Below are 21,082 nucleotides of genomic sequence, written 5' to 3' on the forward strand. Positions count from 1 at the left end.
CAAACTCTTCTAGAAGCGGTAAGTAAGGTCGACGAGCAGGCGCAGATCGGTTTCCCGGTCACCGTCAAATGGCCGGTTGATCACGCTCAGCAGGCCGCCCACCTCGAACACGTCGTTCCAGCTGTAGCGCTGGCCGTAGCCCAGCAGGGCGATACCGCCGGTGCCGTGATCGCGCTGGCTGTAAGTGCCCGCACCGGCCTGGAACTGCTGGCTCCAGGAGGTTTCGTAGCGGTGGTAGAGCACGTGATTGACGTTCACCGTCGGCAGCACGCTTAAGTCGGATTTGGGGTTGAAGTACGGCACGTCGTCGGACTTGGAGTTATGGCTGCTGCCGACTTCCAGACCGAGGTCGACTTGCAGCCCCGGCGCGCGATAAATGCCCTCGCGACCAGTGAGCACAGCTTCGATACGGTTGTTGCCGTCGCTGAAGTGCGAGGGGCTGACGGCCAGTCTCCACTCACGGCTTTCATTGGCGCGCCAGCGGATAAAGCCGCTGCCGCCGTTGGCCGTGATGTCGCTGTTCAACGCTCGCAACGGCGTTTGTGCCGACAGGTATTCGAGGCTGCCGCCGTACTGCCAGTGATCGTCGATATCTCGGGCAATCGCCAGGCGCGCGCCCTGTTTATCGCCAAAGCCGTAGGAATGGTTGGAAACTTCCGCTTCCAGGGACATGTCACGGGTCCGGCGTTCGAGCCCGACACGCTGGAAGCGATGGTGGCCGGTGCCTTCCTGGAAATCGCCAGTGGCGTAGCCGGCACCGACGAACAGGCGCCAGTCTTCATCGATGGGCGGGCTGTACAGCGTGGTTTCGATGCCGAAATCGCGGCTGCCGTTGACCGCCCCGACATCGCCGTTGCCGCCGCCATAACTCTTGCCGCCGTAGGCCTGCACTCGCAGCTCGGCCATATCATGGACCGCACGCTGACGCTGCAAACGCTGCACCTGACGGTTGTCCGGAAAACGCGCGACCACATCGTCGGTCAGCGCATCCATCTGCCGCCATTCCTGCAGGTCCATGGCAGTGTGGCCCTGAGCGACTTCCAGCCCGATATCCCGCGGGGCCATGCTCTCGGTTTCCTTGAGCTGATTCTCGGCGCGTCGTGGCCAGTCCCGGGCCAGGTACAGATCGGCCTGAGCCAGGCGCAGGCCGATGTTGCCCGGCGCCTGATCCACCAACGCCTGTAAACGCTGCTCGCCCGATGGCAGGTCGGCGCCGTAGGTGCCGGCCTGGGCGGCGAGTTGCTGCGCGTCCATCCATTCATCGTTGGGGTTGCCCACCGGCAAGCCCTTGAGCTCGACCCGTGGCTTTTGGGTCTTGGCCAGGTCCTCGGCGACCTTGCGCGCATCATCGGCCTTGTCGCTTTCGAGCAGGGAGTAATAGAGCGCGGTGCTGTCTTCCAGGCGATCGCCGACATCGGCATCCGGCGCCACCAGCACCTGGCGATACAAATCGGTGGCGATTTCCGGCTGACGCTGATCCAGATAGGACGACGCCACCCAACGCAGGGCATAGGTCGGAATCTTCACGCCTTCGGCGAGCAGCTTCTGGTATTCGGTGATCACATCGGCGGTGCGTGCACGGGCCTTGAGGGCGCCCATGCGGTCGATTCGCCAGCGGATGACGTCATCGTGGGCCGCAGGGTCCGGCGTCCAGGTCGCCAGCAACTGGTCGTAATCGGCCAGGGCCCGATCGGCGATCACATAACGTTCTTTTTCGCTGCGGGTGGCGAGTTCGGCCAGGCGCACGCGTTCGGCGGCCAGGTCACCTTCGAGACGGCGTTGCGTGACCGGATCAATCAACCCCGGCCGCTGACGCGCCAGGCGCAAGGCCGGCTCCGGCAAACGAGCGCGTTGCAGGGCAATCACGTATTCCCGAGCGACTTCGGGTTTGCTGCCGGCGCGGGTGAAGGCCTGGTCGTATTCAAACAGCGCATCGTAAGTGGCACCGGCGCGGGTCAAGGCGTAGGCCAAAGCCAGACGGCGGCCAGGATCATCCGGTTTCGCCGCCACCAGAGCCCTGGCGCGGGCAACCGCCTCGTCAGGTTTACCGGCGTCGGCCTGGGTCATCGCCAGGCCCAGCTGCAGGTCGGCATTTTGCGGTTCAAGAGCCAGGGCCTTGTTGTACACCTGGGTCGCCGAGTCCCAACGCTTGAGGTTGCGATAGGCCCGCGCGGTGGCAGTCAGGGCCTGGACCGGCAACGCTCGATCACGTCCCTGGGTTTCATAGACCTGTACCACTTCGGCATCCAGACCGGCCCAACTGGCGATCTGCAAGTGATCGCTGATCTGGCCAGTGGAGGCCTGGCTTACCGGCACCTGGCGCAACACCGTCAGCGCAGGCGTGTAATTGCCGGCCCGCGCATCGCGAACCATTTGATCGTAAGGGGTATCGGCGAGCGCCAGCACCGGCCACAACAATTGGCCGCACAGCGCAACGCGAAACAAGGGGCGCAGCCCACGGTGAATAAAGGGACCAGCAATACGCGGCATTCGTCAGCATCCTTACATGGCCAGCCGGGTCGCAATGCCCCTTGCCCACTTGTGACGGAAAGCCGGATCGAAAGACCCGGCCAAGCTTTATCGAAACAGTCTTGCATGCAAGCGTAGTCAATAATTCAAGACACAATATTTCTTCAGATTCGTGACGGACCTCACCCTCATCCCGTTTCGGAACTCCAGACAGCAAAACGCCCGGCGTCTGCGTGTTGCAGAGGCCGGGCGTTGCGCTGAAGCCTGCGGTTTTACTGGATGGTGACGTCGCCAGTGCCGCCGAGCTTACTCATCACAAAACCGACAAACTCTTCGAGGGTCATTTTCTGGCCGTTGAAGTCCACCTGATTGTTGGCGTAATGCAACTTGGTGACGACGTTGTTACCGTCCAGTTTTGCCAGTTGCGTACCGACCGCCATGCTGCTGAACATGTCGGCGGTTGCGCTCGCCTGATCGGCGATGAGCTTGGCATCGGTCTGACCGTCGATTTGCGACTGCACGGTGAGCAAATCAATGAGCATTGGCTTGGACACCAGTACGTTGAGTTCCAGCAACGCGATCAACTGCTTAACCAATTGGTCCGGCGGCAGGTCCATGGATTGCGGTTTGGTCAGGTCCAGCACCAGGTTGGCGCGGCTTTCGCCGTTGCTGGTGTTGAACGACAGGTTTTCCAGGGCCACCTGGGGACCTGCGGCCAGCAGTTTCTCCAGACCGGTCTTGACCTGTGCCTCTTCGGCCGGGGTCAGGTTCAGCGGCGGCGCCGGCAGGCCGGCGGCAGTGGCTTCGGCGGCGGCCCGCTCGTACGGTTGCAGTTTGGTCTGATAGATCTGCATCAGCGACATCGTCGACGGGATGTCGAGGTTTTTCAGGCTCATGGCCATCTGCGCAGAGCCGATAACCTTGCCGTTCAAGGACACTTCACCGACCTTGTAATCGGCACGCCCCGAAGCGTTGGTGCCTGATTCCCCAGTCTGGTTCTTCATTTCAAAGTTCTTGAAACCGAGTACCGATTGCTTGGGGCCAAAGGTGGTTTTGCTGTTTGTCAGCTCGAGGGTGTTGTCACCGACGTAATAGCCGTAGGTGCTTTTGTTCAGGTTGCTGGCCAGGGTCAAGCCGTTGAGCTCGACCTGCACCGGCGTCTGGTCTTCAGCCACAGTGGTCAGCTTCAGGCTGTCCATGTAACCGTCGGCCTTGACCTTTTGCGCCTGGGCGCTGGCGGCCACGTCGAGTTTCAACCCGGAGAACGTCAGGTTGGACTTGTCATCCAGTGCCRCTTCCAGCGGCAGGAATTCGAGCGAGCCCTTGGTGGAGTTGTCGTAGCCGATGTTGACCACACCCTTGACCGGGGATTTGTCCTTGGCGGCGGCGAACCACTTTTCGGTCAGCGGGGTTTTTTCCAGCTCATAGTGACTGGTGGCCAGGACTGGCAACCACTTGAACGATACCAGGCGCGAGAACGGCAGCGGGCCGTGTTCGATGCGGTCGACGAACAGCATCTCCACCGGCGCTTCACCAAACATCTCGCCCTCGCCCTTGAGGCGGTAGTGCGCGGTGCTGCTGAACACATGACGCTCCAGCGACACCAGCTCCAGCGACGCCGTGCCGTTGGAACCTGCCAGCGCGGCATGCAGTTCTTTGTTGGCGTCGGCGATCGAGCTGTTCAGCACCCCATCAAGTTTGCTACCGGTGTACCAGGCGCCGCCCGCGCTGATTGCACCGATGGCCACGACAATTCCTAGAAGCACGCCTGCTGATTTATTCATGAAGTACCCGATCAATGTCCATTGTTGAAAGTGTGGTCGTCTTCCCTGAACCCATAACGGGTCGCGGTCACGACTGCGCTGAAAGTGGCGAGGAGATTAGCATTTGCGCCGTGGGACGGCCCAATGATTAAAGGTGAAAGAGTGTCCATGGGCTGCGGCGGCCTGTGGACAACTGGCAGGGGAGAGTTTCGGCGATCGTTCAATCGCCTTCGCGAGCAGCCCTGCCAATACAACCTTACGAATACTGAACCTCGATCTCATCAAGCTGATGATCAAAACTTTTTAGCCGCGCGGTCCACGTATACACCAGCACTTCAAAATCCCGATTGATCACCGCCCCGCCAGTCACTTCCGCGCGTGGGTCACAGAAATCCAGTTGATAGCGTTCGCGGGCCATGGCGTTGGCGACATCGGACAGTTCTCGGGCATTGTTGAGCCAGTGCCAGCCCTCGTCGGCCACTTGCTTGTCCAGCGCCTGGCATTGCTTCTTCAAGGTTTCGAGGCTTTTTTCCAGTGGCGTGCCGGTCAGTTCGCCCATGACTTCCTGAAACGTGCGCCCCGGTTGCCAGTAACTGCCCCAGAAATATCGGTCGAACACCGTTTCTACCCGACGCAAAGCCACCTTGGTGTCCCAGATCAGTACCAGGGTTTTGCCTTGTTCGAGTTGTCGTTTCTTGATGCGCTGGTTCTGGAGCGAAGCCCAGGCGACCACCACGATGGCCATCACGGCGATCAGTGCCGCCGCGCTGTCGAGGAAGATCAGCGCCTTGTCGATCTGGTGGGCCAGCATGACGCCATAGAAATAGGTGGCCGACAGCAAAACCAATGCCGCAATGGCGCACCAGAAGCCGGGAGCGTAAGGGTTTTTCATTATTAGATCCCCATGACCAACGCAAGCCTTGATCGACGGGTTCGCCGCGCGACCCCATCAAATCAAAGCATAGCAACGGCCTCAGGGTTTGCCGGGTTGTGAGCCTTGCGTTCGTCCGCTTTCCCAGCCGCCGCCCAAGGCGAGGAACAAATCGATCTGGCTCATGGCGACCTGGGTGTTGGCCGAGGCCAGTTGCGCCCGTGCATCGGTGTAGGTGCGGGTGGCTTGCAAGTCCGCCAGGAACGACGCGCGACCGGCCTGGAAGAAGCGGTGGGTCTGGTCTGCCGCCAATTGCGCCGACTGTTCGGCGTCCGCCAACGCATCGCGACGCTGAAGTTGCGCGGAATATTGCGCCAGGCCGGTCTGAGTCTCGCGGATGGCGTTGAGCACCACGCCATCGAAATGCGCCAGCGCGCCTTGAGTTGCGAACTCGGCCTCACGGATTCGCGCGCGGGAGCCGTTGGACGGTACGGTCCAGGTCAGCAACGGACCGAAGCCCCAGCGATTGGTCGACGGTTTGCCAAGGTTTTCCAGGGTGCCGACCGTGCCCACGGTCGCGCCGATGCTGATGTCCGGGTACAACTCGCCGGTGGCAATGCCGATGCCGGCGGTGGCCGCCGCCAACTTGCGCTCGGCCTGGCGCACGTCTGGCCGGCGTTTGAGCAGCGCGGCGCCGTCACCCACCGGCAATAATTGGGTAACTTTCGGCAGCTCGGCGCAGTCGCTGGTGCCCGCCGGCAGTTGCTCGACCGGTTTGGCCAGCAGCATCGACAAGCGGAACAACCCGGCCTGACGTGCGGCTTCATAACGCGGCAATTCGGCGCGCAAGGATTTGAATTGGGTTTGCGAACGGGTGACCTGGGTTTCATCGCCGCGCCCGGCATCGCGCAAGCGCTGGGTCAGGGAGGTGCTCTGGGCTTGCAGGTCGAGGGAATGCTGCGCGATCTCCCGCTCTTCGTTGGCCGCGCAGACCTGGGTGTAAGCCCGCACCACATCGGCCACCAGGGTGATGCGCGCGATGTCCGCTGCCGCCTGGGTCGCATCGGCATTGGCCTTGGCCGCTTCGATGCCGCGCTGCAAGGTGCCGAACAAGTCGAACTGATACGAGGTCGTGATGCCGATATCGCCGACGTTGGCCACGGGCACTTTTTCCGGTATCAAGAATGCTTCGCCGGACTCCTGCAAACGCTGGGCGCCGACCTTCACGCCGCCGCTCCAACCGCCCGCCGCCTGCGCTTCGTCGACCTGAGCGCGAGCCCGCGAAAGATTCGCCGCCGCGACCCGCAAATCGGTGTTGGAGGCCATGGCCTGCTGCACCAATTGGTCCAGACGCGGATCCTGATACAACCGCCACCAATCGGCGGGCACCGGTGCCGAGACGACATGTTTGCCGTTCACCGCCAGGTCGCCCTGAAAGTCTTCACGGTGCACGGCGGCCTCGTCCGGCAAGTGATAATCCGGCCCCACTACCTGACAGGCCGACAGCAACAAGCCCAATCCGGCAACCGCCAAACCCGAGGCCCTGCTCATTTCGCCGGCCCTCCGATTTGATCGTCGATGATCGACACGGTGGCCGTACGCCCGGCAATCATGCGGAAATCTTCCGGCACCTCATCGAAAGCGATTCGCACCGGAATCCGCTGGGCCAGCCGCACCCAACTGAACGCCGGGTTGACGTTGGGCAACAGGTTGCTGCCGCTGCTGCGGTCACGGTCTTCGATGCCGGCGACGATGCTTTCGACATGCCCGCGCAGGCGCGCACGGTCGCCGATCACTCGAATGTCGACGCTCTGGCCGACATGAATGCCGTCCAGTTTGGTTTCTTCGAAATAGCCGTCGATGTGGAAGGAATTGCTGTCGACCACCGACAACACCGGGCGCCCGGCGCTGACGAACTCCTGAGAGCGCGGCGCCCGGTCGTTGACGTAGCCATCCACCGGGCTGCGGATCACCGAGCGGTCGAGGTTGAGCTGGGCGCTGTCCACCGTCACTTGCGCTTCCATCAACGCCACTTCGGCGCGCGCCACCCGGGATTGGCTTTCTTCCAGTTGCTCGGCCGGGACCAGATTGCCCAAGCCACGGTTACGCTTGGCCTCGCGCTGGGCCTGGGCCAAGGTTTCCTGACGATCGGCGACCGCCGCTTTGGCTTGGCGCAGGGCCAGTTTGAAGCGGTCCTGATCGATGCTGAACAGCACCTGGCCGCGTTTCACCCACTGGTTGTCGCGCACCTCCACTTGCTGGATCAGCCCCGATACATCCGGGGCAATCTGCACGATATCGGCACGGATGTGCCCGTCCCGGGTCCAGGGCGCGAACATGTAATACATGACCATGCGCCAGACCACGACAATCGCGAAGGTCACGATCAACAACGTCAGGACCACACGGCCGAGGGTCAATAAAGGTTTTTTCATGTCATCAGGTATCGACTGAGTGAGTCCACGGCGCCGAGCAGCACAGCGTAGAGAGCCACGTTGAACAATGCCCGGTGCCAGACCAGACGGTAAAAGTGCAGGCGCGTCAGCACCCCGTGCACCAACAGGAACAACACATAGGTAATGCCCATCAGCACCAGCAGCGTGGGCAGGAACACCCCGCTGATATCCAGATCACCGATCATAAAGGCGCTCCATCGATGCCATGGGGAAGCGGTTCTTCGAGTTCGCCCGTGCCGACAAACTCGACGCCCGGCAACAGCGCCAGACGCAGGCCGCTCAAGGCGTGCAGCAAATGCAGACGGGTTTCGTCATCACCTTGGCCGCCGAGGGCGCGGCGGGTGCGATCGAGGGTCATCAGCAACGGACTCGGCGCCGGCAGACGTTCGCCAGCCTCGAGGCAGGCCTTGAAGTACTCGCCGACTTCAGCCACCACCTGGCGCAGCAGCGCTTGCGGCGCACCCGGCACTCGCGGCGAATAGGCGAGCAGGTCCAGCAGATTCAGGGCCACGCGCACTTCGCGCAGGGCGATGCCGGTGTCCTGGCCGGTCATGGCCAGTCGCGGCAAATGCTGCATCAGGCGATCGAGCATCTGCACGCCCATGTGCCGGTGTTCGGCCAGCGTGGCCGGCTCGGTCAAGCCGACGATGTCGCGCCAGCTGAAACGGGTCAGGCGCTTGGCCGCCAGTTCCGCACCGAATGGCCGGGCGATCAGGGTCCAGATGAACGCGAACAGCAAACCCATGGGCCCGGCCAGGTTGGAGTTGGTGAAACTGAGAAAATCCGCGTCGTAGGCGCCCTGAATGCTGATGAACGACGAGGTGTTGACGATGGTCAGYARCATSCCSAGRTARAARCGCGGCTGYACKGTCAGGGTGCCGACGCARATRAACGGSAYGGCGAACGCCAGCACCAGCATCGGRAAGTCATGCAGGTTCGGCARGATCARAAACAGRTARAGGCYGGCGAACAGCACCGACATCGCGGTCCAGAAAAAGAACCGGTAGATCTGCGGCGCCGGGTCGTCCATCGACGCAAAGAAACTGCACGCCACCGCCGCCAGGATCACCGCGCTGCCGCCGTCGGTCCAGCCGAGCAGAATCCACAGCACCGAGGCGACGATGATCGCGGTGACCGTAGAAGCCGCCGAATAGAGCATCAAGCCACGGTCGAGAAACGGTGACAGTCGCCCCAGGCGCCAGTGCCGATACACCGCGCGCCAGTTGTCCTGACTCTCGCACTGAATGGCGTATTGCAGGCTGCGACAGTCTTGCCACAGGTCGATCCACTCGCCGAGGCGATACAGCGCGTTGGAAAACAGCAATTGCTTGCGATCGTCCAGCGCCTCGGCACTTGGCTGCAGCGCTTCGAGCCGGTTTTTCAGGGCCTGCCAGCGGTCGAGATCAGCGTCTTTGTGGTCAAGCCATTCGGTGGTTGCGGTCAGCAGTGGCGCGAACTTATCCACAAGCTCCGGCGTGCGCCGCTCAAGGGCATAGAGCGCATCGTCGAGGGCGTCGATCACCGGCAACAGGTGGATCATTCGCCCGCGCAGCTCCTTGGTGTTGCGCACCGTTTGCGCTCGCGCGCCCTCGTGCGGCAGCTGACCGATCATCAATTCCAGGCTGTTGAAGTTCGCCACCATCGATGAACGCAAGGCGCTGACTTCCTCCGGCTGCACATTGCGGCGAAGGAAACGCAGGCTGTAGGTCGAGGCATCGGCAAACCATTTGTTCACCGAGTCGTTGAACACCGGCGCCAGCCGCCGTGGCCAGAACATGGCGCCGACGACCGCCGCGCAGGCGATGCCGAGAAAGATCTCTTCGGTCCGCGCCTCGGCCACGTCCCACACCGCCAAAGGGTTAGCCACCACCGGCAAGGCGATCAGCGGCAAGGTGTAACCGGCGAGCATCAAGGCGTAGTTGTTGGCGGTGCGCAGGTGCAAGGACAGGAACAGCAAAATCCCGGTCCACAGCGCGATGACCACCACCAGCACATAAGGGCTCTGAACGAACATCGGCACAAAAAACACCGCCGCCGCCGCACCGAGCAAGGTACCCGCCGCGCGATACAACGCCTTGGAGCTGGTAGGGCCGAGGAACGGGCTGGAAACGATGTACACCGTGGCCATCGCCCAATACGGACGAGGCATTTGCATGAGCATGGCGATGTACAGCGCAATCATCGAGGCCGCGAACGTGCGCACACCGTAGAACCAGTCCCGCGCCGGGGGCACGCCGGTGAAAAAACCGCTCAAGGCTGAACCACCGGCAGATGATTGGCCGCTTCGAAGGCTTTGAGTACCCGCAGTGCCGCTTCCAGATCACTCTGGTCGATGCCTTCGAGCACGTCCTGGCGCAATCGCACCAACTCGGCTTCGACCGCCTGCACCAACTCGCGACCGGTCGCGGTCAGGCTCAGGCATTTGGCGCGTCGGTCATGAATGTCTTCGGTACGGCAGACGTAACCGGCATGACACAACTGATCCAGCAGCCGCACCAGAGACGGGCTCTCCATCCCCGCCGCCTGCGCGACCGTCACCTGCCGCACACCCTCGCCCAAGCGCCCGATCATCAATAGCGGGGCGGCGCAGGCTTCGGAGATCCCATAGTTGACCAGCGTGGTCTGGCAGATCTTCCGCCAATGCCTGGCGGCCACCACCATGGAGCTGCTGATGTTCATCTGGAGAGCGGCGAGGTTCTTTGGCACGAGGGAATGCACACACTGTTAGTTTGCTAACTATCAATATGGCATTCGAGGGGAAAGTTGGTCAAGTTTTGAAACAAATTGGCGAGCAACGGCCAGACGCGGAAAAAGCTAACAAACTCAGTTTCTGCCCAGTTTTTTTTACCACTCACCAGTTTTTTTACATTTCGCCATTTCTCTCCAGATTTTTTTACACCCCCCGCCCCTTCCTCAGCATTACATCCAGCTGATCCACCACCTCCGCCCAATCCGCGTCATCCAGAATTTCCTCACGCAGCAACTCTGCCTGGCTCTCGCTCCAGAAGAACGCGTCCGCCAGGTGCAATTCGGGTTTGAGCGGCGAGTGGGTAGCGATGAATTTATCAATGCTTTCGGGGTCGTCAGGCAGGCCGAGTTGTTTGAACAGGGCCGGGAGGCTGTGGGTGGGGGATTCCATGTGGCGCTCCTTTGTGATCGCGTATTGGATGGGTGACTGTGGCGCGGCCATTCGCGGGCAAGCCTCGCTCCTACAGGGACGCGCGGTCGAATGTAGGAGCGAGGCTTGCCCGCGACGACGGCAGTTATGTCGACACTAGGCCGACTGACTCAACTCGCAGACCTCGGCATGCGGCACCATTTTCAGATATTCAGGCACGCTCATGTGTACCAGGTTGTTGTGGTTGCCGGCTTCGAGGTAGATGTCTTTCTGCCGGGTCAGCATCGGGTCAATGACCATGTCCAGGCCATAGGATTCGCCCAATGCAGGCACGGCGCCGCGTTCGCAATCGTCGAACAGGTGCGGCAGGTTGCTTTCCCGGGTGACTTGCCATTCGCTGCTGCCACGGACTTTGCTCAGGTCCAGGTGACGGCTGGCGGGCAGCACGGCCATCAAGTAATGCCCGTGGCGATCGTCGAGGATCACCGATTTGGCCACCCGTTCAGCAGGAATGCCTGCGAGCCGCGCCGTTTCAAGGCTGCTGGCCGAGTGCGGATGGGAAACGATGTCATATTCGCAGTGCGCCTTGTCCAGGCTGGTCTGCACGGTTTTTGCCATACGCATGATGCACCTCGGTGTCCGCAACAACGAATGGCGGACGATGGTTAGAATTTTTTCTCTCCATTAAAAGTCTAGGCCCGCGGGTGGAATCCGGCGGGAAATCCGCCCGTCGGAGGCGGTCAACAACTGGTCAAAATTCATACAGCCACAGGCTCAACTAGACTTGTACACAGAGCCACGAACGGCTCGCGGACGGATGACTCTCCCGGAGGGTCAAGTGAACATTCGTTGCTGTGTAATTGCGCTGCTGTTGGCCCTGAGCGGACCGGTTTTCGCAGCGGACACCGTTGTAGTGCTGGTTCCCGACCCGATCGGGATCTGGCTGATCACCTTTGGCATCGCGTTTATGATCGCCGAGGCGGCATTGCCCAATTTCGGCGTGGTCGGTTTTGGCGGCATTGTGATGTTCGTGATCGGCGCACTGATTCTGACCGATGCCGAAGTGCCTGTTCCCTTGATCATCGGCCTGGGGCTGATCAGCGCACTACTGCTGATTTTCCTGCTGATCCGCGCCTTGAAAACCCGACCGCGCCGCAACTTCAGCGGCGACGCCGAATTACTGGGCAGCGTGACGCCGATAACGTCGTTGCAGGCTGGCAATGCTTATGTCGGCTGGGTGCACCTGCAAGGCGAACAATGGCAAGTCATGAGTGCCACACCGCTGAAACCGGGACAACAGGTCCGGGTGGTGGCACGCAAGGGTCTACTGCTGCAAGTGGCCGCGACTGACGCGGCACCGGGTGGAGAATAGTCATGGGTCTGCAATTGGGTTTTGCCGCGCTGCTGTTATTGCTGATTGCACTGGCGGGGTCGACTTTCCGCATTCTGCGCGAATACGAACGCGGCGTGGTGTTCCAGCTCGGACGCTTCTGGCAGGTCAAGGGCCCGGGTCTGATCCTGCTGATTCCGGCGGTTCAACAAATGGTTCGTGTCGACCTGCGGACCGTGGTGCTCGACATACCGCCACAAGACGTGATCACCCGCGACAACGTCTCGGTCAAGGTCAATGCAGTGCTGTATTTCCGCGTGCTCGATCCGCAACGGGCGATCATCCAGGTCGAGGACTTTCTCATGGCCACCAGCCAACTGGCTCAGACCACGTTGCGGGCGGTGCTCGGTAAACATGAACTCGATGAATTGCTGGCCGAACGGGAACGGCTGAACGTCGACGTCCAGCAAGTGCTCGATGCCCAGACCGATGCCTGGGGCATCAAGGTGGCCACCGTCGAGATCAAGCACGTGGACCTCAACGAATCGATGATTCGCGCCATCGCCAAACAGGCCGAAGCCGAACGGGAACGCCGGGCCAAGGTGATCCACGCCGAAGGCGAATTGCAGGCCTCGGAAAAACTCATGCAGGCTGCCGAAATGCTCGGGCGTCAGCCGGGGGCCATGCAGTTGCGCTACATGCAGACGCTGAGTTCGATTGCCGGTGACAAGAGTTCGACCATCGTCTTCCCGCTGCCGATCGAATTGCTCAAGGGGATGGCGGATTTGTCGTCAAAATCCTGATCCACCGATAACCTGTGGCGAGGGAGCTTGCTCCCGCTGGGTCGCGAAGCGGCCCCAACATCTGCGACTGCTACGCAGCCGAGCGGGAGCAAGCTCCCTCGCCACAAAAAGATTATATTTTGCGCAATTGTTCCAACGCCTCATACGGCTCCCGCGCCCAGCGCTCCACCCGTTCACGAAGCAACGCCGAGGCTTCGCGACGCTTGTCATCGCCGTCGCCGACAAACACCTGCGACGGCTGCTTGGCATGTTGCCCCACCGCTGCAAACACTTGCCGGCGCTGCTCGATGTCCAACGCAAAGAACGCCGCCAACCGCCCCGCCATCGCCTGCGGCAGTTCGCTGTAATTCACCGCCCAGCCACCAAATGCCTGGCATTGCGCCAACCCCGACGCCAGCAATTGCCCCAACCGCCGAGCGATGTAATCCTCACGGCCGCTGAATGGAGATTCGTCATCCAGCACACTGGCGCCGATCATCCCCGGCACCATGTGCACGCCCGGGCGACGCAGATGCGAGACAGCAATCTCCAGCGGATCGCGATAAAGAAACAGCCACGGTGTTTCAGGGAAGCACTCGCGCAGTAACGGCAGTTCACCGATGTTCCAGGCGTCGAGTTTGATCACCAACCGTTGCTCCACGCCACGTCGACATTGCCCGTAGGCCGACAGTAACCCTTTGATCGCCACACGGCGCTCGACAGCAGGCAAATCGCTGCGTAGCAACGCGTCCAGTGGCGGGGGTTCGCTGATGACAATGTGGTTGTCGAGTCGCGCCAGCATCTGGCTGACCAGGGTCGAGCCACAACGGGAGGCGTGAAAGATAAAGGCGCTCGGTGTCAGGCCGGGACTGCAAGCCTGCCAGTCCGCAAGGGTCGACAATGCCGTTTTTCGACGGAATGCCTGATTGAACGGCAGTCGCAGCGCATCCTCCACGGCGTCACGAAAAAACGGCTGATGCAGCCGCGTGTCACCGAACCAGCACCAATCGACTTGCCATTGCCCAGCCTCTTGCCACACGCGAATCGGCAACCAGCCTTCGAGGTTCAGGCGCTCCATTGTTCAGTCCACTGGCGGCGACCATCGCGCATCGCCGCACGCAGTTCTTCACGGGTAAATGCAAGGCCGCGCTCGGCGGCCAGCTCCAGAGTGCGGGCGACAAAGGCTTCGTTGTCCCGCAATCCCTGCAAGGTCTTGCACAGCTGCGGTTCGCCGACCAGCAGTGCCTTGAATTGCTCTAAAGCTTGATCACCGATTAGCGGCGACGGCGTGGTTGCCACCCCATCGATAATCGCCTGCTCCAGCCAGGCACCGGGCCGGCAATCGAGCACCAGATGAATCCGTGTCTGGGTATCGCGGTTGTCTACGCGATGAGGTCGCGCCAGGTCGAGGTACCAGCACTCGCCAGCGGCCATCGGCATGCGCTGGCCGTCCAGCATGAAGTCCACTTGAGAGGGGCTGAGCAGCGGGATGTGCAGGCGCAAGTCCGCATCCGGTTCGCCCAGGTCATAGTCGCGATGCTCATGGATACGCCCGCCCGGACCGAGTCGCAACAGGCGCGCGCAGACGATCTGCAGCGGCAGATCCCGCAACCCTTGCTGCCATCGAACATCCCGTCGCCAGAGTTCGCGCAATCGAGGTTCACCGCGACCGGGTGCCAGCTCGGTCAAGGCATCGGCCGCGGAAATCAGCGCCACGCCGCTCCAGTCGCCGGTGTAGTAAGCGCTGTTGAAGTGACCGTGCCAGTTGTCCTCACCGATCGCCGCCAGCGCCTGCAACAGCAACGGCAAATCCACCGTCACCGGCAATCGGGAGAATGCCGGTCGGCTCATCGTTTTGGCAGCACYGCACATTCGCCGAGCCAGGTCAGCAAACGGTCAAGACAGGCCTCGACCGATTGCGCGCCCGTATCGAGCACCAGCGACGCACACGGCGGTGGTTCGTAAGGCGCGGAAACACCGGTGAAGCCCGCCAACTCACCCCGTCGAGCCCGGGCGTAATGACCTTTGGGATCACGCTGTTCACACACCGTCAAAGAGGCGCTGCACCAGACTTCGCGGTAATCCTCGCCCAGCCGCCGGGCAAACAGTTCGCGCAACTCCACCAAGGGCGCAATCATCGCGAGGATGACAATCTGCCCATTCTCGACCAACAGCGCCGCCACTTCGCTGGCGCGGCGGATGTTTTCCAGGCGATCACTGTCGGTGAACCCCAGATCGCGATTGAGCCCGACCCGCAGTCCATCGCCATCGAGCACCACACTCTGCACGCCATGTTCGAACAGCTCGGCGTGCAGTGCCTGGGCCAATGTCGACTTGCCCGCCGCCGGTAAACCGGTCAGCAGAATCGCCGCGCCGCGATGGCCGTTGCGGGCCTCCCGTTGGGCGCGGCTGATGCTCGCCGTCGGCGCCAGCAGGTTAGCGGACCGGGGCATGGGCCACCGGCGGTACTGAGATGTTGCCCGCCGCCCACGCCGCTTCGCGATTGGCCAGTGCGGTGGCGATGGACTGGACTTCGGTAGATTGCACTTCGTCCGGCAGCGGATCGAGACCGGCGCTGGCGAAGATTTGCCCGTAAGCGTTGCGCAGGTCAGCGTAGGACAGGTCGCGACGCAGATCGGCCTGCAACGTGTTCAGTTCGCCCTGGATCAGATCCAGTTCGCCCAGCCCGGCCGCCTGATAGCGGTTGCGCAGCTGGCCGATGATTTGCCCGTCGATGTTCGACAACTGCTGATTGGTCTGGAACTGCCGCAGTGCTTCGCGGTAGTTGGCGTTGGCCACGTAGAGCTGGGCCAACACTGCGATGGACATCGCCTGACGACGTGCCGCGGCGACTTCTTCGCCGGCCTTGGCGACGTCGATCGCGGCGGGTGCGGAAATCACATTGAACAGGTTCCAGGTGACTTTCACCCCGTAATCCGCCCAGCTCTGTTCCACCAAAAACGAGTTGCTGTCGTAATGCCCGCCAGCGGAGAACTCCAGCCCTGGTAACAGGCGCAGCATGGCTTTGCGGGTTTCGGCCGCGCTGATGCGGGTCTGGTAATCCTGCTCGCGCAACTCCGGCCGACTGGTCAGGGCTTCCTGCTCCAGGCTGGCGAGGTCGACCTTGAGTTCCGGAATGTCGTAATCGTCCTGAGTCGCCAGCGTCAGCTCGGTATTCAGTGGCAGGTTGATCAGGGTCGCCAACTCGGTTTTTGCCAGCGACAGCGCGCGGCGTTGCTCTTCCAGTTGCCGGGTGGCTTCGATCAGCGAGCGCTGATAAGCCAACGACTGGATCGGATCGCCGATACGCTGTTGGCTCATGCTCTGGCTATTCTCACGGGCGGTATCGACCCGGGCCATCAGGCTGTCGATTTGCTTGAGCAAACGTTCGGCGGCCACGGCTCGCCAATAGGCCGAGCGCACGTCCTGGACGATGGTGTTGATCACCTTGCGCCGACGTTCCTGCACGATCAGCCGCTGATCGCCCTGCTGCTTGGCGCTGATGTAGCTGACGCCGAAGTCGAGCACGTTCCAGACCATGGTCAGGTCCGCCACGTCACGGTCGCGGTCCTGGGAGGTCGACGGTTCCAGAGACTGGGTGCCGGTGCGCACGCTCTGGCTGCTGGAGGCGTTGACGTTGTTGCGCCCCACGTAACCGGCATCCAGCGCCATGCGCGGCAGCATGTCGAAACTGGCGAGGTCGAGTTGGCGCTTGGCCAGGGCTTCTTCCATGATCTTGAGCCGGCCTTCGAGGTTGTATTTCACCGCGCGGGCCATGGCCTGGTGCAGGGTCAGCGGGCCGCTGAGGGGCTCCTGACCCTTGTACATGTTTTGCAGATCGCTTTTGGCGCGCTGTTGGCTGACGCTGCGTTCGATCGGTTGACTGGTGACTGCACATCCGCTGATCGCCAGCGCCAGCAGGCTGGCGCCGAACAACTTATGACTTCTTTTCATCCTTGTATTGCCCCCGGTGCCGCACTGCTTTAATGATTTTTCAGGCCTGCATTTCACTGATGCCGACCTGTTGCAAAGCCGCGGCCAGGCTGTCGACCTGCCGTTGCTCGGTGTCTTTGAGCTGTTGTAATTGCTGGCCAAGACTCGGTGCGCCAAACACGCCGCGCAGCCCTTGGGAAACATCCCCCGCCCTGATTGACTGATTACCAAAGGTGTTCAGCGAATCCCCCTCGCTACTGGTGGCCTGATTGAACAGGCTCGACAGCGTGCTGCTGCCGAAGACCCCGCCATCGCCCCCGCCAAAGCCGAGGAAGCCGTGGCCTGAGCCATCGCCACCGTTGTCGCTGCTGGTGAATACCTGGGCAATGAAACTCGGCGTCAGCGCCCCGTGGTTTATGAAAATGTCGCCCAGAGGCCGAATGCCATTGCCCATCACCCGTTGTTCAAACAACGGGGCAAAGGTCAGTGGCGAGCCGAGATCGCCAGTGGGTGGGGTGAAGATGATCGGTTGCAATGGCACGTTCGGTGGATCGGCCACGACCACCGGTGTCAACACCAAGGGGGGTGGCGTCGGTACGGTGTTGATTGTGTAGTTATTGGATACCGCGACGCTGGCGCCCAGGTTGCCCGCCAGGTCCGTCACATTGCTGGTGTCCAGCGCAATGAAGTTGCTCGGGTCGGTAATGTTCGCGGTGGGCGTGAAGGTCCCGGTCCAGGTCTTGCCGCCATCGCTGCTGGCCAGATTGGTCAGTTCACCATTGGTCACGCTCAAGTCCGACAAGTCGAAGTTGCTGACCGCTTCGCTGAATGTGAAGGTCACCAGTGTCGTCTGGCCAATTCCCAACACCGGATTGGCAACCACGATGCTGACGGTCGGACGGGTCGCATCAAGTGCGTAGTTGTTGGAGATGGCGATGCTGGCGCCGGCATTGCCCGCGGCGTCGAGCACATTGCCGGTGTCGAGCAGGATCAGGTTGGTCGCATCGTTGACGCTGGCGGTCGGCGTGAGTGTGGCGGTCCAGGTCACTCCGCCGTCGCTGCTGGCCAGGTTGGACAACACGCCATTGGCCACGCTGAGGTCGGACAGGTCGAAACCGGACACCGCTTCGCTGAAGGTAAAGGTCACCGTGGTGGTCTCGCCGATACCCAGTTTATTGTCCGCGACCACAATGGTCGCGGTTGGACGCACGGTGTCGATGGCGTAGTTGTTGGAGTCGGTCACACCGACGCCGCTGTTGCCCGACACGTTGGTCACACCGCTGTTGTCCAGGCGGATCAGGTTAGTGGTGTCCGTGACGCTGGCGGCAGGCGTGAAAGTCGCCGTCCAGGTCACGCCGCCATCGCTGGAAGAAACACTGCTGAGGGTGCCGTTGGCGACCGTCAGGTCAGCATTGGTGAAACCGCTCACCGCTTCGCTGAAGGTAATGGTCACCAGCGAGGTTTCACCGGCCTTGAGGGCACTGTCGGCAACGACGATGGTGGCGGTCGGCACCTGGGTTTCCACCACATAGTTGGCCGAGTTGGTGGTGCCCGCTCCAGTGTTGCCGGCCACGTCCGACACGCCGCTGTTGTTCAGGGTAATGATGTTGCTGGCGTCGGTAACCCCGGCAGTCGGGGTGAAGGTCGCGGTCCAGGTGATGCCGCCGTCGCTGCTGCTCACCGCGCTCAAGGTCCCGTTGGCGACGCTCAAGTCACTGTTGTCGAAACCCGTCACCGCTTCGCTGAAGGTGATGGTCACCAGGGCCGTTTCCCCCGGTTTCAAGGTCGAATCACTCAACACGATGGTGGCCGTCGGACGCTGGCTGTCGATGGCGTAGTTGTTGGAATCAGTGGTGCCGCTGCCGGCGTTGCCCGCCAGGTCGCTGATCCCGGTGTTGTCCAGGGTGATCAGGTTAGTGGTGTCGTTGATGCCCGCCGAAGGCGTGAAGGTCGCCGTCCAGGTGATGCCGCCATCGCCGCTGCTCACCGCGCTCAGCGTACCGTTGGCGATGGTCAGGTCGGCGTTGGTRAAACCGSTCACCGCTTCGCTGAAGGTGATGGTCACGAGCGAGGTTTCGCCGATTTGCAGCGCCGTGTCCGCGACCACGATGGTAGCCGTCGGGCGCACGGTGTCGATGGCGTAGTTGTTGGAATCGGTAGTGCCGCTGCCCACGTTACCGGAGGCGGCCGCCTGCACGCCGGTGTTGTCCAGGGTGATCAGGTTGGTCGCGTCGGTGATGCTGGCGGTCGGGGTGAACATGGCCGTCCAGGTGATGCCGCCATCGCTGCTGCTCACTGCCGTGAGCGTACCGTTGGCGATGGTCAGGTCGGCATTGGTGAAACCGGTCACCGCTTCACTGAAGGTAATGGTCACCAGCGACGTTTCACCGATTTTCAGCGCGTTGTCGGCCACCACGATGGTGGCCGTTGGCAGCACCGTATCGATGGTGTAGTTGCCCGAGTTGGTGGTGCCACTGCCGGTGTTGCCGGCCACATCGGTCACACCGGTATTGTTCAGGGTGATGACGTTGCTCGTGTCATTCACGCCGGCGGTTGGGGTGAAGGTCGCGGTCCAGGTGATGCCGCCATCGCTGCTGCTCACTGCCGTGAGCGTACCGTTGGCGATGGTCAGGTCGGCATTGGTGAAACCGGTCACCGCCTCGGAGAAGGTGATCGTCACCAACGATGTTTCTCCGGCACTCAGGGCGGCGTCCGCCAGGACGATGGTGGCCGTCGGGCGTTGGCTGTCGACGGCGTAATTGTTGGAGTCGGTAGTGCCGCTTCCAGTATTGCCGGCCCCATCGGTCACCCCGGTGTTGTCCAGGGTAATCAGGTTGGTCGCATCGGTGATGCTCGCTGCCGGTGTGAGGGTGGCGGTGTAGGTGATGTTATCGCTGGTGCTCAGACTGCTCAGGGTACCGTTGCTCACCGTCAGGTCGGCGAGGCTGAAGCCGGTCACCGCCTCGGAGAAGGTGATCGTCACTACCGAAGTCTGACCCACCGCCAGCGCCGAGTCCGCAACCACGATGGTGGCCGTCGGGCGCACGGTATCGATGGCGTAGTTGTTCGAATCGGTGGTGCCGCTGCCCACGTTACCGGAAGCGGCCGCCTGCACGCCGGTGTTGTCCAGGGTGATCAGGTTAGTCGCGTCGGTGATGGCGCTGGTCGGTGTGAACGTGGCCGTCCAGGTGATGCCGCCGTCGCTGCTGCTCACCGCCGTGAGCGTACCGTTGGCGATGGTCAGATCAGCGTTGGTGAAACCGCTCACCGCTTCGCTGAAGGTGATCGTCACCAGTGAGGTTTCACCGATTTTCAGCGCGTTGTCGGCCACCACGATGGTCGCCGTCGGCAGCACCGTATCGATGGTGTAGTTGCCGGAGTTGGTGGTGCCGCTGCCGGTGTTGCCCGCCAGATCACTGACCCCGGTGTTGTTCAGGGTGATGACGTTGCTCGAGTCATTCACGCCGACGGTCGGGGTGAAGGTCGCGGTCCAGGTGATGCCGCCGTCACTGCTGCTCACCGCCGTGAGCGTACCGTTGGCAATCGTCAGGTCGGCGTTGGTGAAACCGCTCACCGCTTCGCTGAAGGTAATGGTCACCAGCGAGGTTTCGCCCGCGGTCAGCGTTGTATCGGCCAGCACAATCGTGGCGGTCGGGCGCACGGTGTCGATGGCGTAGTTATTGGAATCGGTGGTGCCGCTGCCGGCGTTGCCCGCCAAATCGCTGATCCCGGTGTTGTCCAGGGTGATCAGGTTGGTGGTGTCGTTGATGCTCGCCGAAGGTGTGAAGGTCGCGGTCCAGGTGATGCCGCCGTCGCTGCTGCTCACCGAGGTCAACGTGCCGTTAGCGATCGTCAGGTCCGCGTTGGTGAAACCGCTCACCGCTTCGCTGAACGTAATGGTCACCAGCGAGGTTTCGCCGATTTTCAGTGCCGAGTCCGCGACCACGATGGTAGCCGTCGGGCGCACGGTGTCGATGGCGTAGTTGTTGGAGTCGGTCGTGCCAGTGCCCACGTTACCGCTGGCGGCCGCCTGCACGCCGGTGTTGTCCAGGGTGATCAGGTTGGTCGCGTCGGTGATGCTGGCAGTCGGGGTGAACGTCGCCGTCCAGGTGATGCCGCCGTCGCTGCTGCTCACCGCTGTGAGCGTACCGTTGGCGATCGTCAGGTCGGCGTTGGTGAAACCGGTTACGGCCTGATCGAAGGTGATGGTCACCAGTGAGGTTTCGCCGATTTTCAGTGCGTTGTCGGCTACCACGATCGTCGCGGTCGGCGGAGCGGTGTCGATCACGTAGTTGTTCGAGTTGGTGGTGCCGCTGCCGGTGTTGCCCGCCAGATCACTGACCCCGGTGTTGTTCAGGGT

At 61.8% G+C, this 21,082-nt stretch carries 17 protein-coding genes; 2 read left to right on the forward strand and 15 right to left on the reverse strand.

Annotated elements, in window-relative coordinates; genetic code table 11:
* Positions 1-9: 9 nt before the first annotated feature.
* From pgaA to AC1DIS_RS24240, 10 genes are all read right to left on the reverse strand, one after another.
* Positions 10-2,490 (reverse strand): poly-beta-1,6 N-acetyl-D-glucosamine export porin PgaA, encoded by a 2,481-nt coding sequence (pgaA, locus tag AC1DIS_RS24195; RefSeq protein ID WP_477744086.1) that lies wholly within the window; start codon positions 2,488-2,490, stop codon positions 10-12.
* A gap of 251 nt (positions 2,491-2,741) precedes the next feature.
* Complete coding sequence (locus AC1DIS_RS24200) at positions 2,742-4,253, reverse strand: YdgA family protein (RefSeq protein WP_477781124.1); 1,512 nt, start codon at positions 4,251-4,253, stop codon at positions 2,742-2,744.
* Positions 4,254-4,488: 235 nt separating this feature from the next.
* Positions 4,489-5,124 (reverse strand): hypothetical protein, encoded by a 636-nt coding sequence (locus AC1DIS_RS24205; RefSeq protein ID WP_019651562.1) that lies wholly within the window; start codon positions 5,122-5,124, stop codon positions 4,489-4,491.
* Between the two features lie 81 nt (positions 5,125-5,205).
* Entirely contained in the window at positions 5,206-6,654 is a 1,449-nt protein-coding gene (locus AC1DIS_RS24210; protein ID WP_477744084.1) for an efflux transporter outer membrane subunit, read from the reverse strand.
* Positions 6,651-7,538 carry an efflux RND transporter periplasmic adaptor subunit gene (locus AC1DIS_RS24215; protein WP_064615762.1) on the reverse strand — a complete coding sequence of 296 codons (888 nt, stop codon included), beginning with the start codon at positions 7,536-7,538 and terminating at the stop codon, positions 6,651-6,653. Before AC1DIS_RS24215 ends, AC1DIS_RS24210 begins: the two co-directional genes overlap by 4 nt.
* The gene (locus AC1DIS_RS24220; protein WP_018929385.1) at positions 7,535-7,744 is read right to left on the reverse strand and encodes a DUF1656 domain-containing protein; all 210 of its coding nucleotides are present in this window, start codon (positions 7,742-7,744) and stop codon (positions 7,535-7,537) included. Before AC1DIS_RS24220 ends, AC1DIS_RS24215 begins: the two co-directional genes overlap by 4 nt.
* On the reverse strand, positions 7,741-9,813 hold the full coding sequence (locus AC1DIS_RS24225) for an FUSC family protein (RefSeq protein WP_477781125.1): 2,073 nt from the start codon (positions 9,811-9,813) through the stop codon (positions 7,741-7,743). The genes AC1DIS_RS24220 and AC1DIS_RS24225 overlap by 4 nt, the downstream gene beginning before the upstream one ends.
* A complete protein-coding gene (locus AC1DIS_RS24230; RefSeq protein WP_086944192.1) occupies positions 9,810-10,238 on the reverse strand; it encodes a MarR family winged helix-turn-helix transcriptional regulator in 429 nt (142 codons plus the stop codon). Before AC1DIS_RS24230 ends, AC1DIS_RS24225 begins: the two co-directional genes overlap by 4 nt.
* A gap of 214 nt (positions 10,239-10,452) precedes the next feature.
* A complete protein-coding gene (locus AC1DIS_RS24235) occupies positions 10,453-10,698 on the reverse strand; it encodes a DUF2789 domain-containing protein (protein ID WP_018929387.1) in 246 nt (81 codons plus the stop codon).
* Positions 10,699-10,833: 135 nt separating this feature from the next.
* Positions 10,834-11,301 (reverse strand): aminoacyl-tRNA deacylase, encoded by a 468-nt coding sequence (locus AC1DIS_RS24240; RefSeq protein ID WP_064615754.1) that lies wholly within the window; start codon positions 11,299-11,301, stop codon positions 10,834-10,836.
* Positions 11,302-11,515: 214 nt separating this feature from the next.
* Here AC1DIS_RS24240 and AC1DIS_RS24245 point away from each other — a divergent pair, with 214 nt between their 5' ends.
* Together AC1DIS_RS24245 and AC1DIS_RS24250 are read left to right on the forward strand one after the other, a co-directional pair.
* Positions 11,516-12,049, forward strand: coding sequence for an NfeD family protein (locus AC1DIS_RS24245; RefSeq protein ID WP_064615752.1), 534 nt, complete (start codon positions 11,516-11,518; stop codon positions 12,047-12,049).
* 2 nt (positions 12,050-12,051) lie between these two features.
* Positions 12,052-12,810, forward strand: coding sequence for a slipin family protein (locus AC1DIS_RS24250; RefSeq protein WP_018929390.1), 759 nt, complete (start codon positions 12,052-12,054; stop codon positions 12,808-12,810).
* Between the two features lie 112 nt (positions 12,811-12,922).
* Here the strand turns inward: AC1DIS_RS24250 and AC1DIS_RS24255 are convergent, their stop codons facing one another.
* The 5 genes from AC1DIS_RS24255 to AC1DIS_RS24275 form a co-directional block, all read right to left on the reverse strand.
* Positions 12,923-13,867 carry a sulfotransferase family protein gene (locus tag AC1DIS_RS24255; protein WP_477748611.1) on the reverse strand — a complete coding sequence of 315 codons (945 nt, stop codon included), beginning with the start codon at positions 13,865-13,867 and terminating at the stop codon, positions 12,923-12,925.
* Positions 13,855-14,640 (reverse strand): aspartyl/asparaginyl beta-hydroxylase domain-containing protein, encoded by a 786-nt coding sequence (locus AC1DIS_RS24260; protein ID WP_477748610.1) that lies wholly within the window; start codon positions 14,638-14,640, stop codon positions 13,855-13,857. Before AC1DIS_RS24260 ends, AC1DIS_RS24255 begins: the two co-directional genes overlap by 13 nt.
* Entirely contained in the window at positions 14,637-15,242 is a 606-nt protein-coding gene (gene cysC / locus AC1DIS_RS24265; protein ID WP_064615748.1) for an adenylyl-sulfate kinase, read from the reverse strand. The genes AC1DIS_RS24260 and cysC overlap by 4 nt, the downstream gene beginning before the upstream one ends.
* Positions 15,226-16,743, reverse strand: coding sequence for a TolC family protein (locus tag AC1DIS_RS24270; RefSeq protein WP_064615746.1), 1,518 nt, complete (start codon positions 16,741-16,743; stop codon positions 15,226-15,228). Before AC1DIS_RS24270 ends, cysC begins: the two co-directional genes overlap by 17 nt.
* A 40-nt stretch (positions 16,744-16,783) precedes the next feature.
* Positions 16,784-21,082 (reverse strand): beta strand repeat-containing protein (locus AC1DIS_RS24275; protein WP_477781126.1); only part of this gene is annotated, 4,299 nt, incomplete at its 5' end.

The organism is Pseudomonas sp. 05N433 (assembly GCF_056396925.1).

Coding starts and splice junctions, on each gene's coding strand:
- pgaA (WP_477744086.1), bottom strand. CDS start 2,490: ATGCCGCGTATTGCTGGTCCCTTTATTCACCGTGGGCTGCGCCCCTTG.
- AC1DIS_RS24205 (WP_019651562.1), bottom strand. CDS start 5,124: ATGAAAAACCCTTACGCTCCCGGCTTCTGGTGCGCCATTGCGGCATTG.
- AC1DIS_RS24210 (WP_477744084.1), bottom strand. CDS start 6,654: ATGAGCAGGGCCTCGGGTTTGGCGGTTGCCGGATTGGGCTTGTTGCTG.
- AC1DIS_RS24215 (WP_064615762.1), bottom strand. CDS start 7,538: ATGAAAAAACCTTTATTGACCCTCGGCCGTGTGGTCCTGACGTTGTTG.
- AC1DIS_RS24220 (WP_018929385.1), bottom strand. CDS start 7,744: ATGATCGGTGATCTGGATATCAGCGGGGTGTTCCTGCCCACGCTGCTG.
- AC1DIS_RS24230 (WP_086944192.1), bottom strand. CDS start 10,238: ATGAACATCAGCAGCTCCATGGTGGTGGCCGCCAGGCATTGGCGGAAG.
- AC1DIS_RS24235 (WP_018929387.1), bottom strand. CDS start 10,698: ATGGAATCCCCCACCCACAGCCTCCCGGCCCTGTTCAAACAACTCGGC.
- AC1DIS_RS24240 (WP_064615754.1), bottom strand. CDS start 11,301: ATGCGTATGGCAAAAACCGTGCAGACCAGCCTGGACAAGGCGCACTGC.
- AC1DIS_RS24250 (WP_018929390.1), top strand. CDS start 12,052: ATGGGTCTGCAATTGGGTTTTGCCGCGCTGCTGTTATTGCTGATTGCA.
- AC1DIS_RS24255 (WP_477748611.1), bottom strand. CDS start 13,867: ATGGAGCGCCTGAACCTCGAAGGCTGGTTGCCGATTCGCGTGTGGCAA.
- AC1DIS_RS24260 (WP_477748610.1), bottom strand. CDS start 14,640: ATGAGCCGACCGGCATTCTCCCGATTGCCGGTGACGGTGGATTTGCCG.
- AC1DIS_RS24270 (WP_064615746.1), bottom strand. CDS start 16,743: ATGAAAAGAAGTCATAAGTTGTTCGGCGCCAGCCTGCTGGCGCTGGCG.